The sequence below is a fragment of the Paenarthrobacter sp. PH39-S1 genome, assembly GCF_030063245.1.
Taxonomy (GTDB): Bacteria; Actinomycetota; Actinomycetes; order Actinomycetales; family Micrococcaceae; genus Arthrobacter_M.
The window spans coordinates 222,180-236,254 of sequence record NZ_JASISR010000003.1 but is presented as its reverse complement, the minus strand read 5'-3'; the positions used below and the strand labels follow the sequence as shown (position 1 = coordinate 236,254).

Annotated in this window: 13 protein-coding genes; 5 read left to right on the top strand and 8 right to left on the bottom strand. The window is 65.5% G+C overall.

Going from position 1 to position 14,075, the window contains the following annotated elements; all coding sequences use genetic code 11:
* Positions 1-742: 742 nt before the first annotated feature.
* From QMG52_RS03640 to QMG52_RS03630, 3 genes are all read right to left on the bottom strand, one after another.
* A complete protein-coding gene (locus QMG52_RS03640) occupies positions 743-1,102 on the bottom strand; it encodes a UPF0758 domain-containing protein (RefSeq protein WP_283559064.1) in 360 nt (119 codons plus the stop codon).
* A gap of 111 nt (positions 1,103-1,213) precedes the next feature.
* Positions 1,214-2,077, bottom strand: a complete 864-nt coding sequence (gene trmB, locus QMG52_RS03635) for a tRNA (guanosine(46)-N7)-methyltransferase TrmB (protein WP_283559063.1) — start codon at positions 2,075-2,077, stop codon at positions 1,214-1,216.
* Between the two features lie 383 nt (positions 2,078-2,460).
* Entirely contained in the window at positions 2,461-2,679 is a 219-nt protein-coding gene (locus QMG52_RS03630; protein WP_283559062.1) for a hypothetical protein, read from the bottom strand.
* A gap of 338 nt (positions 2,680-3,017) precedes the next feature.
* Between QMG52_RS03630 and QMG52_RS03625 the strand changes: the two genes are divergently transcribed.
* The gene (locus QMG52_RS03625; RefSeq protein WP_283559061.1) at positions 3,018-4,733 is read left to right on the top strand and encodes a DEAD/DEAH box helicase; all 1,716 of its coding nucleotides are present in this window, start codon (positions 3,018-3,020) and stop codon (positions 4,731-4,733) included.
* Positions 4,734-5,102: 369 nt separating this feature from the next.
* A complete protein-coding gene (locus tag QMG52_RS03620; protein WP_283559060.1) occupies positions 5,103-5,906 on the top strand; it encodes a putative protein N(5)-glutamine methyltransferase in 804 nt (267 codons plus the stop codon).
* Between the two features lie 80 nt (positions 5,907-5,986).
* Here the strand turns inward: QMG52_RS03620 and QMG52_RS03615 are convergent, their stop codons facing one another.
* From QMG52_RS03615 to QMG52_RS03605, 3 genes are read right to left on the bottom strand one after another with little or no spacing between them, the layout of a single operon-like run.
* Positions 5,987-6,571, bottom strand: a complete 585-nt coding sequence (locus tag QMG52_RS03615; protein ID WP_283559059.1) for a HutD/Ves family protein — start codon at positions 6,569-6,571, stop codon at positions 5,987-5,989.
* Between the two features lie 4 nt (positions 6,572-6,575).
* Entirely contained in the window at positions 6,576-6,806 is a 231-nt protein-coding gene (locus QMG52_RS03610; RefSeq protein ID WP_283559058.1) for a hypothetical protein, read from the bottom strand.
* Between the two features lie 9 nt (positions 6,807-6,815).
* The gene (locus tag QMG52_RS03605; RefSeq protein WP_283559057.1) at positions 6,816-8,279 is read right to left on the bottom strand and encodes an amino acid permease; all 1,464 of its coding nucleotides are present in this window, start codon (positions 8,277-8,279) and stop codon (positions 6,816-6,818) included.
* A 170-nt stretch (positions 8,280-8,449) separates the two neighbouring features.
* Here QMG52_RS03605 and QMG52_RS03600 point away from each other — a divergent pair, with 170 nt between their 5' ends.
* The 3 genes from QMG52_RS03600 (at position 8,450) to QMG52_RS03590 (ending at position 11,380) form a co-directional block, all read left to right on the top strand.
* Positions 8,450-9,499: an adenosine deaminase gene (locus QMG52_RS03600; protein ID WP_283559056.1), complete on the top strand. Its 1,050-nt coding sequence runs from the start codon at positions 8,450-8,452 to the stop codon at positions 9,497-9,499.
* 406 nt (positions 9,500-9,905) lie between these two features.
* On the top strand, positions 9,906-10,538 hold the full coding sequence (locus tag QMG52_RS03595; RefSeq protein WP_283559055.1) for a hypothetical protein: 633 nt from the start codon (positions 9,906-9,908) through the stop codon (positions 10,536-10,538).
* Positions 10,539-10,555: 17 nt separating this feature from the next.
* A complete protein-coding gene (locus tag QMG52_RS03590; protein WP_283559054.1) occupies positions 10,556-11,380 on the top strand; it encodes a PspA/IM30 family protein in 825 nt (274 codons plus the stop codon).
* On the opposite strand, the gene QMG52_RS03585 is transcribed toward QMG52_RS03590, so the two are convergent.
* Both QMG52_RS03585 and QMG52_RS03580 read right to left on the bottom strand, forming a co-directional pair.
* Positions 11,370-13,022: a sialidase family protein gene (locus QMG52_RS03585; RefSeq protein WP_283559053.1), complete on the bottom strand. Its 1,653-nt coding sequence runs from the start codon at positions 13,020-13,022 to the stop codon at positions 11,370-11,372. The two genes, QMG52_RS03590 and QMG52_RS03585, sit on opposite strands and share 11 nt — an antisense overlap.
* On the bottom strand, positions 13,006-13,794 hold the full coding sequence (locus QMG52_RS03580; RefSeq protein WP_502920439.1) for a pentapeptide repeat-containing protein: 789 nt from the start codon (positions 13,792-13,794) through the stop codon (positions 13,006-13,008). The genes QMG52_RS03585 and QMG52_RS03580 overlap by 17 nt, the downstream gene beginning before the upstream one ends.
* Positions 13,795-14,075 lie beyond the last annotated feature (281 nt).

Here is a 14,075-nt window from a genome sequence, read left to right as displayed (position 1 = left end):
ATTTGAGGTCCTCCATCACCCGCAGCAACCCAATCCGCTCCCCGTCATCCCCGTCCTCGGGATCCATCCCCGCCAAAACAGTGATCCACCCCGCAATCATCCCAACCCGACCAGCAACAACAGGACCGGCAGCAACAGGACCGGCAGTGACAGGACCGGCAGTGACAGGACCGGCAGTGACAGGACCGGCAGTGACAGGACCGGCAGTGACAGGACCGGCAGTGACAGGACCGGCAGTGACAGGACCGGCAGTGACAGGACCGGCAGTGACAGGACCGGCAGTGACAGGACCGGCAGCAAGACCGGCGGCAGTTCGGGCGCCCGAGTGGGCAGCACCGAGGGTCGAAGCCGGGGGTGTGCCGGCCGCGTTGTGTGCGGACCCTGCGGAACCGGAACTCGATGTATCGAACAGGTATACTATACTACGCGCTGACGGAGGAGAATAATAGTACTTATTTTGAGTTGGGGATAACATCTTGAGCGGGGCTAACTTATTTCCCTGTTGCCGGTTTCCCGGTTTCCCGGTTTCCCGCCCGGGGTCGCCGGCGAAACTGATGGACCACCTATGACGGCAAAAGAGGGTGGCGCCCAAGTCTCCGCTCGCCCGCGGTGGTGGTCTACAGCTCACAGCATGAAGTGCCGGACTTCGCTCAGTTGCCGAAGGAGTTACGCCGGAAGGCCTCCACGCGGCCGCTGGTGACCTCCGCGACGACCACCCACAGAAAGAAATACCGGTGGCCGCTCAGCTACCGTAGGGGTCCATTGCAGCGGGCAGGGGATTGGGCCGCGGCCAGTCTTGTCGGCCTCGGGAAAGTGCCCTCCGGGTGAGTTCACAGCCTGCTACTATCCGCATGGCAAGCGCCGGCCCTACGCCATCCACCTCCAGGAGCTGCTCCACGGTGACCTCGGTGAGGGCCGCGGCTCCCGAGGTCTTTTTCAGGATCCGGGCGGCCAGTTCCAGGCTGCTGCAGCCCGGCAGTCCGGACCCGATGATCACGGCCAGCAGCTCCGCGGCGCGAAGCCTGCGCACACCCACACGCCGGAGCCTTTCGCGGGGTCGCTCCGCTGTAGCCATTTGCGCAATCGCTCTGTGTGCTCTCATGCTCCGAGGCTAGGCCGCCGATGGCACCGGGCTAAGCCGGCCCCGGACAATGTGCGCAACCGCGGGCCTCCGCAACGATGTGCAGGGAAGGCCAGCCACCTGTGAAGCCAGCTACAGGCGCCGGAAAGTCAGATCGAAAACAGTCCGCCCTGCCAGCTGCGCCTTATTCTCGAATCCGGTCAGGATCCGACCGGCGAAGCGCGGCGCCCACCCGCCCTCGGTGTCCGGCTCATCGGATCGGTCGCAGTCGCCCGCCGTCGTCCTGGCCTGAGTAAGCGGGCTATCTGCTCCAATTCGTTCCCCGTCGTGGACGTTGGCGAAGTCCTCGGAGGTCGAGAGAACCTCGCGCATTTGCCGGGCGTAATCGGACCAGTCCGTCGCCAACCGCCAGAGACCGCCCGGCTGCAGGACCCGGGAGACCAGCGGGGCAAAGGTTTCCTTGACCATGCGGCGCTTGTTGTGTTTGGTTTTGTGCCACGGATCGGGGAAGAACACCCAGACTTCGCTCACGGACCCCGCCGGCAGCATGGTGCTGAGCACTTCGGGTGCATTGGCTTGGACAACGCGGACGTTAGTGAGCCCACGTGACGCGACCTTCAGCAGGGTCTGCGCCAGCCCGGGGAGATAGACCTCCACGGCCAGAAAATCCTTGTCCGGGTTCTGCTCAGCGGCAAAGACGACGGCGTCGCCTAGCCCGGATCCGATCTCCACGATCAACGGTGCGCGGCGGCCGAAGGTGTCCTCGGCAGCAAAGACGAAGTCCGGGTGTACTGAAGTATCCGCCACATGCCGGGGAACGTCGATGGCGTAGGTTTTTTCGTATTCCTGCCAAGCCCGCTCGCGCCGTCCCTGCAGCCGTGTGCCACGGCGTACAAAGGAAACGGGCTGGGCCTGATAGGTTCCGTGCGAGGCTTGGCTGCCGGGTGTCACAGCGCGCGGAAGGGATGCGCGGGCTGCTTCTGGGAATTCGCTCATTGCCTCCAGAATACCGGCCGCAGGCCACGGGGAGCGCCCTGCCCGGCTGTTCGGGCCGCCGCCTGGCCCTTCGGAACGTCTGGCCGGGACGGCGGTTGCAACGCAGAGCGCGCAGGGAGGACGACGACGGCGGCACCCGACGCAGGAGCGCGGCAGCGCCGCCGCCGTGGGCGGTCCTGGCGTGCCCGCCGCCGTCGCGCACACGGCCGGCCGCATGGTCGGCCCCCTCGTGGATACCGCTGGCGGTCCTGGCGTGCCCGCCGCCGTCGTCGGCTATGTCAGGTCTTTGCGGATACCCGTCCACGGTGGGGTCGGCAGCTTAACCCGCTGCTGGCCAGCGGCCTGCTCTCCTCTCGGTGCGAGCCGGCGCAGGGTTATTCCGGCTACCCTGCCAGCTGCGAGTGGACCGGCAGGGTTCCCGCGGCGCGCCATGATGAGGTTGCGCGGATCCTGCGCTCGTTCCGCGATACGCGGCTGATCGAGTCCACCACGGGGTCCAGCAACTTTCTCGTGCTGATGTGGCTGCATCCGGCGGAGGACATGATGAGCGCAGAGGTGGCCATGGCCGAGCGGATTCCGGAACTGGAAATTGTGGAAAGCACTGTGATTCTGAACTCGCCAAAGCGGGTGGGGTGGCGGCTTGCCTCCGACGTACGGCAACGGGCGCCGTCGTGCTGCCGGGAGGTCCGTCCGATTTGGCAGGACTTGAGTCGGTGGCCTGATAGACTGAAGGCACTTGAAGCGCCTTAGCGCCCTTCATGCGTCGATGAACGCGTTGATCCAGTCCCGCAAGTTATTTTCCATGATTTCAGATGAGCCCGCATATGCCGGGCCCGGTGCATGGTCTGCGGTAGACATTTTCTGACATTTCTTCGGCGAATCCCTGCGCCGGCCGGCGCAGGGCATCGTATTTATGCCGAACCGAAAGCAACTATCTCCTATGACTACGTTCTCCAGCCTTGGTGTGCCCAAGGTCCTTGCCGCTTCCCTCGCCGCCAAAGGGATCGAGGAGCCGTTTCCGATCCAGGTCAAGACCCTTCCGGACACGCTGGCAGGCCGGGATGTCTTGGGCCGCGGCCGCACCGGCTCCGGTAAGACCATTGCCTTTGCCCTTCCGCTGGTAGCGCGCCTGGCCGAGGCCGAAGCCGCCTACCGCCGGAAACCGGGCCGCCCGTTGGGCCTGGTCCTGGCACCAACCCGCGAGCTGGCCACCCAGCTGAACAACACGATTGAGCCGCTGGCCAAGGAAATGGGCCTCACGACCACCGTGATCTACGGAGGTGTCTCCCAGCAGCGCCAGGAGCGTGCACTCAGGGCCGGCGTCGACATCGTCATCGCCTGCCCGGGCCGGCTTGAAGACCTGATGAAGCAGCGCCTGGTCACCCTGGAAGCGGTCGAAATCACCGTGCTGGACGAGGCCGACCACATGGCGGACCTCGGCTTCCTGCCGGTGGTCAAGCGGCTCCTGGACACCACGCCGAAGGATGGCCAGCGCCTGCTGTTTTCCGCCACACTCGACAATGGCGTGGACAAGATCGTCCAGCGTTACCTCAGCAACCCGTTGACGCACTCGGTCGATGATCCCAAGGCGTCCGTAAGCACCATGGAACACCATGTTCTGGTGGTTGGCGACCAAACGGTCAAGAAGCAGCTAATCGTGGAGTTGGCTTCCGGAGCCGGCCGCCGTCTGCTGTTCATGCGCACCAAGCACCACGCCCGCAAGCTGGCCAAGACGCTGACCGACGCAGGCATTCCCGCCGTCGACCTGCACGGGAACCTGTCGCAAAACGCCCGTGACCGCAACCTGGCGGAGTTCTCCTCCGGTGAGGTGCGTGTGCTGGTCGCCACCGATGTGGCTGCCCGCGGCGTGCACGTCGACGACGTCGAACTAGTGATCCATGTCGACCCGCCCACCGAGCACAAGGCCTATCTGCACCGCTCGGGCCGTACGGCACGGGCCGGATCCGATGGAACCGTTGTGACCATCACGCTGCCGGAGCAGCAGTCCGACGTCAAGAAACTGATGAAGGCAGCCGGCGTCGACGTCTCCTTTGAGCGCGTCACCGCCAGCCACCCGCTGATTGCCACGCTCGTGGGTGAGGTTGCCGGCAAGGTCGACCCGCGCACCCGTGCCGCTCTGCAGGCGGCCAAGACCGGTCAGCAGGGCGGCGGTGAGTCCACCGGTGCCAATGCCGAGCGCAAACGCGCACGCCGATCCGGTCAGGGCGCCCCGGCCGCCGGCGGTCGGGGAGGTCGCGGTGAACGCGGCAGGGTTTACGCCGGAGCCCCCGAATCGAGCAACCGTGAGGACCGCCGCAAGGAACAGACACAGGCACCCCGGTTTGGCAGCGAGAACCGTCGTCCGGCCCGCGCCGAGGGCGCCGGTGACGTTGCACGCGGCCCTAAGCGCGCTCCGCAGGCAGCATCGCACCGCAATGATGCGCCGCGGGCTGCCGGCCGTTCGGGTGCGGGGCAGAATGCCGCAAGTCAGCGCGGCACTGCCCCTCGTGCCCAAGGATCGGCCCAGGTCTGGTCCTCCACCACTGGGGGAACCTCAACCGGCAGCTATAAGGGCGGCGGCTCCGATCGAACGGCACGCGGAGCTGGTCCCCGCCGCGCCTCGGCCCCGGCGTCGAACCAGCGCCGCAGCCGCTAAGCGGTCAGGCTTCATCCCGGACGGGCAGCTGGCGACAGGTATTCTCAGGTACCTTTTCGCCGGCTGCTCGGCCATTTAACTGTGCGGCCGCTGCAGGTCCGCTCCGATCAGATCGGCGGCGGGAAGGGCCCTGAACCGGGCCTTCGAGGGGCGCTGGCATTAACGCGGGCGCGGCCGCGGGCTCTCCCCGGGCCGGCTGGCACAGTTGCTTGCCGCACTATGAAACGCTACGTTATTTCCAGCGTTAAGCGCCGAGGAGGTGAGAGCGATTACTGCTGTATCAGATCGGGCGCCTCCGCATCGCGGACGGGTGGTTCACCCCGCGCAGGTGACGCAGGAGGGCGCCAAGGCACACCGAAAGGCACTCCATTGTCAGCTTCCCCGTCTCCTCTGCCGCCTTCTTCCTCCTCAGTCGCCATCACCAGGAGGCTTCGGGCCGCCGGGTGCGTCTATGCCGAAGATGAGGCGAAACTGCTCCTTTCCGCCGCGCTGACGCCCGCAGATCTCGACAGCATGGTGGACCGGCGGGTAGCCGGCCTGCCGCTGGAGCACATACTCGGCTGGGCAGAGTTCTGCGGCCTGCGGATCGCAGTGGATCCGGGTGTTTTTGTGCCTCGCCGCCGCACCGAGTTCCTCGTCCAGCAGGCCCTCGCGTTGTCCGGGCCCGAAGCCGTCGTCGTCGACCTTTGCTGCGGCTCCGGCGCGATAGGCGCGGCACTGGCCGCCGCCGCTCCGAGCGCCCGGATATACGCCGCCGACATCGATCCCGCCGCGGTCCGGTGCGCCCGCCGCAACATCACCGCCGTCGGTGGTCAGGTGTTCGAAGGTGATCTTTTTGAGCCCCTTCCGCCTGCGCTGCGGGGCTGCGTCGACGTTCTGGTCGTCAATGCGCCCTATGTCCCGACCGGGGAGATCGGGATGATGCCAGCGGAAGCGCGGATCCACGAACCACGGGCGGCGCTCGACGGCGGCGGGGACGGGCTTGACGTGCAGCGGCGGGTGGGGGCTGCCGCGCCATTGTGGCTGGCGCCCGAAGGCCATCTGCTGGTCGAATGCAGCGGGCGTCAAGCGCCACGCACCGTAGGTATTTTTACCCGCTGCGGGCTGCTCCCGCGGGTGGTCGAATCCGACGAGCTGGCTGCCACCGTCATCATTGGCAGCCTCCCGCGCTGACATCGAAGGCGCGGAGCGCCATTCGAACCCTGGCGCTGGCCGTGTGTTAAGAACAGCTGTTTGCGTAGCTTGGTGGCGGTTTACTGTTCTGCGGCGGCGATGCTCACAATAGCCAGAAAGCCGCGGCCAGTCAGCTCGGGCGCCGCGTCAGAACCGGCGACGGCGTCAAAGCGGGACAGTGCCACGCCCGCGGTTCCGCTGGTGGTTGCCGCGGCCGGGCCACCAGCCGTCGTGGTTGCATCGCCCTGCAGCAGGACGGCATGCTGGCCGGCGAAGACCGGGTGCGGGCGTTTCCGGGAGAGCTCGATGATGGTGGTGTAAGCCTTGAAACCGCCGCGCCGCGTCATCACGCTCAGATCCATCACGTTGCCCGTCGGCAGGGCGGCGTCGGTAACGCTGTCCCCGGAGAAGCGGAACGGTCGGTATTTCTCCAACAGGTGCTCGTCGCCGTCGACCTCCAGCATCAGCAGATCACCGTCAATCACAGTGACTATGCGGTCGATGCCCGGCAGCGGGGAAAACGGACCCGCATGGCTGACCTCCGCGATGCTGATGCGCCAGTCCCAGTTGCTGCCGCTGGACGGGGAGGCGGCGACCGTGCGCGTCACACCGCCTCCGTTGGCCCAACGGGACGGCCTGAGTTCGCTGTAGCGGATGACGTCCACCGGGTTAGTCCTCCACGCTTTCGATGCTGATCACGCGCATCCTTTTCGGCTCGGCTCTCCTGCGCCGGTTCCTTCGCCGCGCGCTGGTGTAGACCGCCGAGAGCAGCAGGGAGAGCCCGAAGGCGGCGGCAATTTTGACCGGAAAGGGCCACGGCAGCACCGACAGGGCCAGACAAACTAGGGCAAAGCTAACGAACTGGAAGACCAGATCGGCCCGGTCGGCTTTTTTACGCATGGCTTCAGACTACCCGGCGGGTGTTCGGGTGGCCGCCTCGGTAGCGTGCCGCGGGCTGTCCGGATTCATCAGCGAGTGCTTGCGGCCGTAGAGAAAGTAAATGACCAGACCGATCAGCAGCCAGATGACGAACCGCAGCCAGGTCTCCCAGTGCAGCTGGGTAATCAGGAAAGCGGACGCGATGACACCGAAGGCTGGCACGACGGGCATGAAGGGGAGCCTGAAGGTGCGGGGTTCATCCGGCTTGGTACGGCGGAGGACGATGACCGCCACGCAGACCACCACGAAGGCCGCCAGGATGCCGATATTGGTCAGGTCGGCAACAAGCCGGATGGGAAGCACCCCGGCCAGCACCGCGGAGGCACCGCCGGCAATCCAGGTAACCCGCTGTGGGACACGTTTCTTGTCCGTCTGGGAAAACCATTTGGGCAACAGGCCATCACGGCTCATCGCGAACCAGACCCGGGTCACCCCCAGCAGGAAGGTCAGCATCACGGTCAGGATGGAAATAACGGCGAAGCCGGCAATGATGGTGGCGATTGTGGGCAGTCCCACGGAATCGAAAGCGGAGGCGAAGGCGCTGTTCGGGTTGAGCTCGGTGTACTTCTGCATCCCCGTGAGCACCAGGGTCGCCAGCACGTAGAGAATCATCGCGATCACCAGCGAGAGAATAATCGCCTTGGGCATATGTTTCTTGGCGTCCGTGGCTTCTTCCGCAGCGGTGCTCATTGCGTCATAACCGAAGACGGCGAAAAAGACGGTTGCCGCGCCTCCGAGGACCGGCCCAAAACTGGTGGGCATAAAGGGGACGAAGTTCGAGCCGTTAAGGTGGAACATGCCGATCCCGATGATGCCTAAAATCAGCAGCACCTTCACCGCCACGGCCACCAGCTCAAACCGGCCGAAGCTCTTCGAGCCGCGGCTGAGGATCCATGTCACCAGCAGACAGACAACGATGGCGGGCAGATTAATGATGCCGTGGGGGGTGTCGGGGGTCCAGGCGCTGGAGATCCAGTCCGGGACCTGAACCCCGATCCCGCTCATGAACGCACTGAAATAGCCGGAGATCCCGATGGCTACGACGGCCACAATCGCAATATATTCAAGCAGCAGGTCCCAGCCGATGAACCAGCCGATAAGCTCGCCCAGGGCAACGTAACCGTAGGTATAGGCGGAGCCGGCCCTGGGGATCATGCCCGCAAATTCGGCGTACGAGAGGGCCGCGGCGCCGCTGGCCAGGCCGGCGACCAAAAAGGAGATAACGACGGCGGGTCCGACGCCGGGATTGGCGCTGTCACCGTGCGCCACCACACCGGCAAGCGTGAAGATGCCCACGCCGATAATGCCGCCGACGCCGATCGCCGTGAGCTGCCACAGCCCAAGGCTCCTCAGCAGTCCGCCGCCTTTCTCATCGTCGACTTCTTGAACAGGCTTGCGCCGCCAGATTGAGTAGGGGCTTGTTGTCTGACTCATGAATGCCTCCGGAAGATCGTGCAACCACTCGGATCGGCCCAGTTTACTCCCGTGTCAAGATGCACCGACGGGCGCCTTCGGGTAGCGTCCGGCGGGCAGGTGATGAGAGCGGGACGGGTTCGGTCAGGCATGATCTTTGGGGGCCGGCGGAGGGGTCCGTATGCTGTTGCATGGAAAGGCTGCCGGTGCGGCATGCCAACATCGCCGGAAAGGCCCGTATGTCCCGTTTGCCCACCGCCGAGCTGCACCTGCACATCGAAGGCACGCTCGAGCCCGAGTTGATCTTCGAACTGGCCCGCCGTAATGCTATTGTGCTGCCGTACCGGGATGTCGAGGACCTTCGGAAGCAGTACGAATTCACCGACCTGCAATCGTTCCTGGACCTGTATTACGCCAACATGGCGGTACTGCGGACGGAGCAGGACTTCGCGGACATGACTAGCGCATACCTCGCCCGGGCCGGTGCCGCAGGGGTGCGGCATGCGGAAATTTTCCTCGATCCGCAGGCGCATCTGGTCCGCGGGGTGCCGCTGGAAACCTGCATCAACGGCGTCGCCGCGGCGCTGCGCGACAGCGAGGCCCGAAATGGCATGAGCACGTCGCTGATTGCGGCATTCCTGCGGGACCGGCCCGCCGAAGAGGCCCTTGGCGTGCTCGAGCAGCTGATCGCGATGGACGCGCCGATCATTGGGATTGGACTTGACTCGGCCGAAGTGGGACACCCGCCGTCTAAATTCACGGCAGTTTTCGCGCGCGCCCACGCGGCCGGGCTCAAATGCGTGGCACACGCGGGGGAGGAAGGGGAACCCGGCTATATCTGGGAGGCACTGGACCTGCTCGGTGTGGCCCGGATCGATCATGGCATCCGGGCCCTGGAGGACGAAGTTCTGGTGCAGCGGCTGGTGGCCGAGCAGATCCCGCTGACGGTATGCCCGCTGTCCAACGTGCGGTTACGTTCGGTGGACACGCTGGCTGACCACCCGCTGCCCCGGATGCTCGCCCGCGGGCTCAACGTTTCCGTCCATTCCGATGATCCGTCCTACTTCGGCGGGTATCTCGACGACAATTTCGCGCAGCTGACAGGGACCTTCGGATTGGGCACGGAACAACTGGCACAGCTGGCCGCAAATTCCGTTCGTTCAGCGTTCCTGGGCGCCGAACGGAGCAGCACGCTGCTCGACGAAATCGACCAGTGGCGGGACTCGCAGCCCGCAGACTAGCGGCCGCGCCGACGACGAGAACAATCGGCGACGACCGTGCCTGAGCTGACTGGATAGGCATGGACGACGACAAATGACGGCGCCGGCTTTTCGACGGAGGGTCGCATTGTCCGGCAGGCACGGTTGATTGAAGGCCGGTAGCGGCATTGACTTTTCTGGAAGGGGGAACCAGAAGGGGGCAGTACCGTGGTCCAGATTGTGCCGAGCGAGAGGAACGCACGAGCGCTTTTGCAGGCCTTACCTCTTTCTTTGCCTCCGCGGAAGTTCACCCAATTCCATCAGGGAGCATTAAGGAGGCGGGACAGCTGGCTCCCGCCGGCCACCCGCCGTGCGTGCTAGGCTTCTGCGCATAAGCCGCGGCTCCGGATGCTGCTGCGGCTTCGGCTGTGTGGAGGTAGCGCGGAAAATGGATCCCGGAAGCGTTCTTCTGATCGTGCTGCTGGGCATCTTGTTGATGTTCCTCGCAGCGGCCATCACCGCTGGAATTCTGCTCTACCGGGGCGCCCGGGGACTGGTCAGGCGCGCGGCTCCCGGTGCAAGAGCCCGACGAGGCGCACTGATCCACCGCGCCCGGACCGGTACCCCGCAACGGCGCGGGCTGGCTACTTCCCGGCTGCGGCTGCAGGATTCCCTGGCCGCAACCAACCGCAGCCTCGATGTTGCGGCGGACTCACGGCAGCACGTGGGCAACCTGGGTTACATTGTGCAGACGCTCAATCATGCCGCGCACGTGGTGGACCGCCAGCTCGCGGTAGCCGAAAAAGAGCCGGACCCAGACGTTCAGCGCGCGTACGCGCAGACCCTGGGCGCCCAGACCGAACAGATTCTGCAGACAGCCGCCGGCGTGCGGCAGGCACTGGCCCGAACCTCCCAGCCCATGACCGCCGTCGACCTTTCCGAGCTGATGCGGCGCCTGGACATCGAGGCGAAAATGCTGGACAACTGGACCGCCACCTATACTCGCCTTAGATACCCGCAGTCGCCGCCCCCGGATCCGCCGAATCCCCAGTCGCCGAACCCCAAGCTCCGAAACCTCTAACCCCGCAGGAGGGCGCCATGAAGCTGACCCAGCGAATCACCATGATTTTCCGGTCCAAGGCCAATGCCGCCGTGGACAAGTATGAGGACCCGCAACTGAGCATGGACTACTCCTACCGGAATCAGCTGGCCGCCCTGCATGAGGTCCGCCGGGGAATCGCGGACGTGTCCACCAGCCGGCATCGTCTGGAACTGCAGGCCAACGAACTGCACGCGGCAATGGTGCGGCTGCACCGGCAGGCACAGCAGGCCGTCGACCTGGACCATGAAGAGCTCGCCCAGCTGGCACTTTCCCGGCGGGCCGATATCGCCGGGCAGCTCTCGGATATCACCACGGCACGGGATGCCCTCTATGCACAGGAAAAGAAGCTGTCCGCGGGGTTAGGGCAGCTGGAGACTCGTGTGGAAGGCTTCCGTCTGCGCGCGGAGACCATTAGGGCCACGTATACGGCAGCCGAGGCGCAAAGCCGCATCGGCGAATCGCTGGGCGGGCTGAACAAGGAAATGACCGACGTCTCCTTGGCCATGGGGCGAGCGGAGGAGCACGCCCAACGGATGCAGGCCCGGTCGGAGGCGCTGGAGGAAATGTTCAGTACCGGAGCGCTGGAGGATCCGGCGAGACCGTTCCGAGACCCGGTGGCGCGCGAGCTCGATCGGGTCAGTGCCGACCACGATGTAGAGAGGGAGCTGGCCCGCCTTAAGGCGGACCGTCAGCTCAGGACGCACGGCCCTGTCGGCACCTCCTCCGTCGGGCAGGGCGGCGCCGGACAGGACGCTGTGGGACCGGACGCCGTCGGGTTGGGCCCCGTCGGGTCGGGCGACGCCGGGCGGTTCATTTTGTGATGTGCACGTCTCCTCTGCCGGTATCGAAACGAAAGGTCCGGGCACGCCTGACAGGGGAGCCCGCAGGGCCCGCTGTCAGCGTGAAGGAGACCATCGCACAGCCGGCCGCAACATCGTCCGCCGTCACGGTGTAGGTCAGGGACGGAAACAGCACGGGCCTGCCAGGTTCCACGGCGGCCGCGCTGCGGATGGGAGCGCCGGCGAAGTTCCCGTCCAGCAGCACGGTCCGTGCCCGGCCTCCTAGGGCGGCGGCCCGGCCGGAAAAGGCCAGGATGTCTCCGCTGAGATAGCCAGGCCGTGGCGGCCCATAGTTCAGCTCTTGTGATCTGCGGTCGAAGAGCACCTGAACCGCTTCCTCGGAGTAGCCCTGACCCATTTCCTTCCACACGGAGGAGGGAAAGCCGCCCTGCGGACCGGCCAGGGTGACGCTCGGCCCCACGGTCTGCCAAATCTCCGGCAGACCGGGGGAGATCGACCGCAGCTCCATATCAAAAATCACGTCGCCGTCCGCCTCCGCTTCGCACGGGACGGCACACCGAAAGGACTCGCCGAGCAGCTCCCCGGCGTCCGGTAGTTCCCCAGCCTCCAGCAGCTCATTGGCGTCTACGGAGGTGAAGACGATCTCGCGGTAGCCCTGGCGCTCATACAGCACGCCGATCCGGCCGTCCGGGAGCCTGGCAGCGGTGGAGTACGCCGAGCTTCCCGGGCAGAGGACCAACGCGTGCGGCCAGGAATCGCCGTTGTCTTCGGACAGCTTGAGCACGGTGTTCCGGCGCAGGGCGGTGTCATGATTGTGGGTGGCAATAAGCCAGCCATCAATCCGCCCCGAAGCCAGCCCGGTCAGTGCTGGCAGTCCGTCGAACCTGGCCACCGATCCGTTGTCGCTGGGGTCCGGGAGTTGAGGATGCGGGCGCGGGGCCGAGTAGGAGTGCCCGCCGTCGGTTGAGATTGCCGTCAGCCGGTAAGGCGTACTGCGCGAATGCAGCAGAACGCGCCCGTCCGCGAGCCCCACGACCTTGTTCTCATTGGTCCCCGGTCCGACGAAGACGCCCAGGGTCCAGGTTTCGCCGTGGTCGTCGCTGTAGGCGGAGGCGGCCAGAATTTCGCTGGCTACAAGAACCACAAACTGCTGGATCAGCCGGCCCCGGTAAGGCCCGACGTGCAGCTGGATGCCTTGTCCCGCCGCGGCAAAGATGCCGGTGATCCGGTCCCGTTTGAGCTGGCCGGTGATCCTGCGGTGCTGCCAGCTGTCGCCGTCGTCGTCCGAAAAACTGTAGTCACAGTGCTGGACGGCGTCGGACGGTTCCAGCCCGGCCACCGCCTCGAAGAAGCCCGCCTGCGTGCCCGCAGCGTGGAACATGAAAATACGGCCGGTTTCCGCGTCCACCAGCAGGCTCGGATCCCCAAATCCTTCCAGCCCGGTTCCCGTGCGGACCACCTGCTGCGGACCCCAGGTCCGGCCGGAATCGGTGCTGCGGCGCAGGAGCAGGTCGATCGGGTTGGGCAGATCATCAAGATTGGGCCGTCCGTCGTAAGCAGCCAGCAGCGTCCCTCGCATACTCACCGCCAGCGCCGGGATGCGGTACTGCCGGTACCCGCCGGTTCCACGGGTGGCCAGAACACTTTCAAAGGAGGATGCCATGGTCCAATTTTAGGCGGGCCAGCCGACGGAGGACACGGCGGGGGAGCCGGCGGTGGTTGATCTGGCGGATATGGCGGCCTTGGATGGCCGTCGTTCGCTCAGGCGACGGTAATGCCCAGGTGGTCAGCGAGCAGGGGAGCCAGCAGCCCCAGCTGGTAGTCGTCGATGACGGATCCCGCCAGATTGCCGATTCCGTGGATGGCTTTGAATTCGGAACTGCGCAGATCCAGGTCCTTGAGGGTGGCCTGACCGACATCGAGGGTGCCGATCCGGCAGTTCTCAGCGCGACCCTGTTGACCGCGCTGCCACCGAGGTCGAGCTCGTTGATGATGCAGTCACTGATCAGCAGATCGGAGATTTTCGCGGCGCGAAGGTTGACGAAGTCCAGTTTGCCGCCATCAATCCGCACCGACTGCCAGGTGCTGTCGTAGAGCTCGGCCGACCCCCAGCGCGGTGCGGTGATGACCACGTCCCGCCAGCTGGAGCGCGCAGCCGTGAACACGGGGGCGAAGCTGTCGGCGAGGAGGCAATCACGGAATCTGGTCCCGCGAAGCTGGGCCTCGTGGAATGTGGCGCCATTGAATTCGCATTCGATGAAATCGGCGGCCGTGATATCCAGACCATCCAGAGCGGGTCGATCGTAGCGCTCGCCATCGTAGCTGACCCCCGATTGAAACGACGCCTGTGGAGCATCCCGGAGGTCGTGGAGCCGCACGGCGGAGAGCCGCGGTGCCTGCAGCTTGCTGGATCCGGCGGACTTCGCTGCAGCCATCAGATACCCGCTGGACGCCCGGCCATGGCCGCGGTCGCAGGGACGGGTCGGGAAGCACCGGGCCGGGAAGTGCCCGATCTGGAGCTGCTGGGTCGGGAGGCGCCTGATCTGGAGCTGCTGGGTCGGGAGGCGCCCGATTTGGAGCCGCCCGATTTGGAGCCGCCCGGTCTGGAAGCACCGATGGGACCGCGGGCGGAAAGACGTAGCACTGTTCCAGCTTATCGGCCATGCCGCCCTTGCGCGTCTGCACGGTAGATGGTCTCTGCACGGTGCACGGTGCA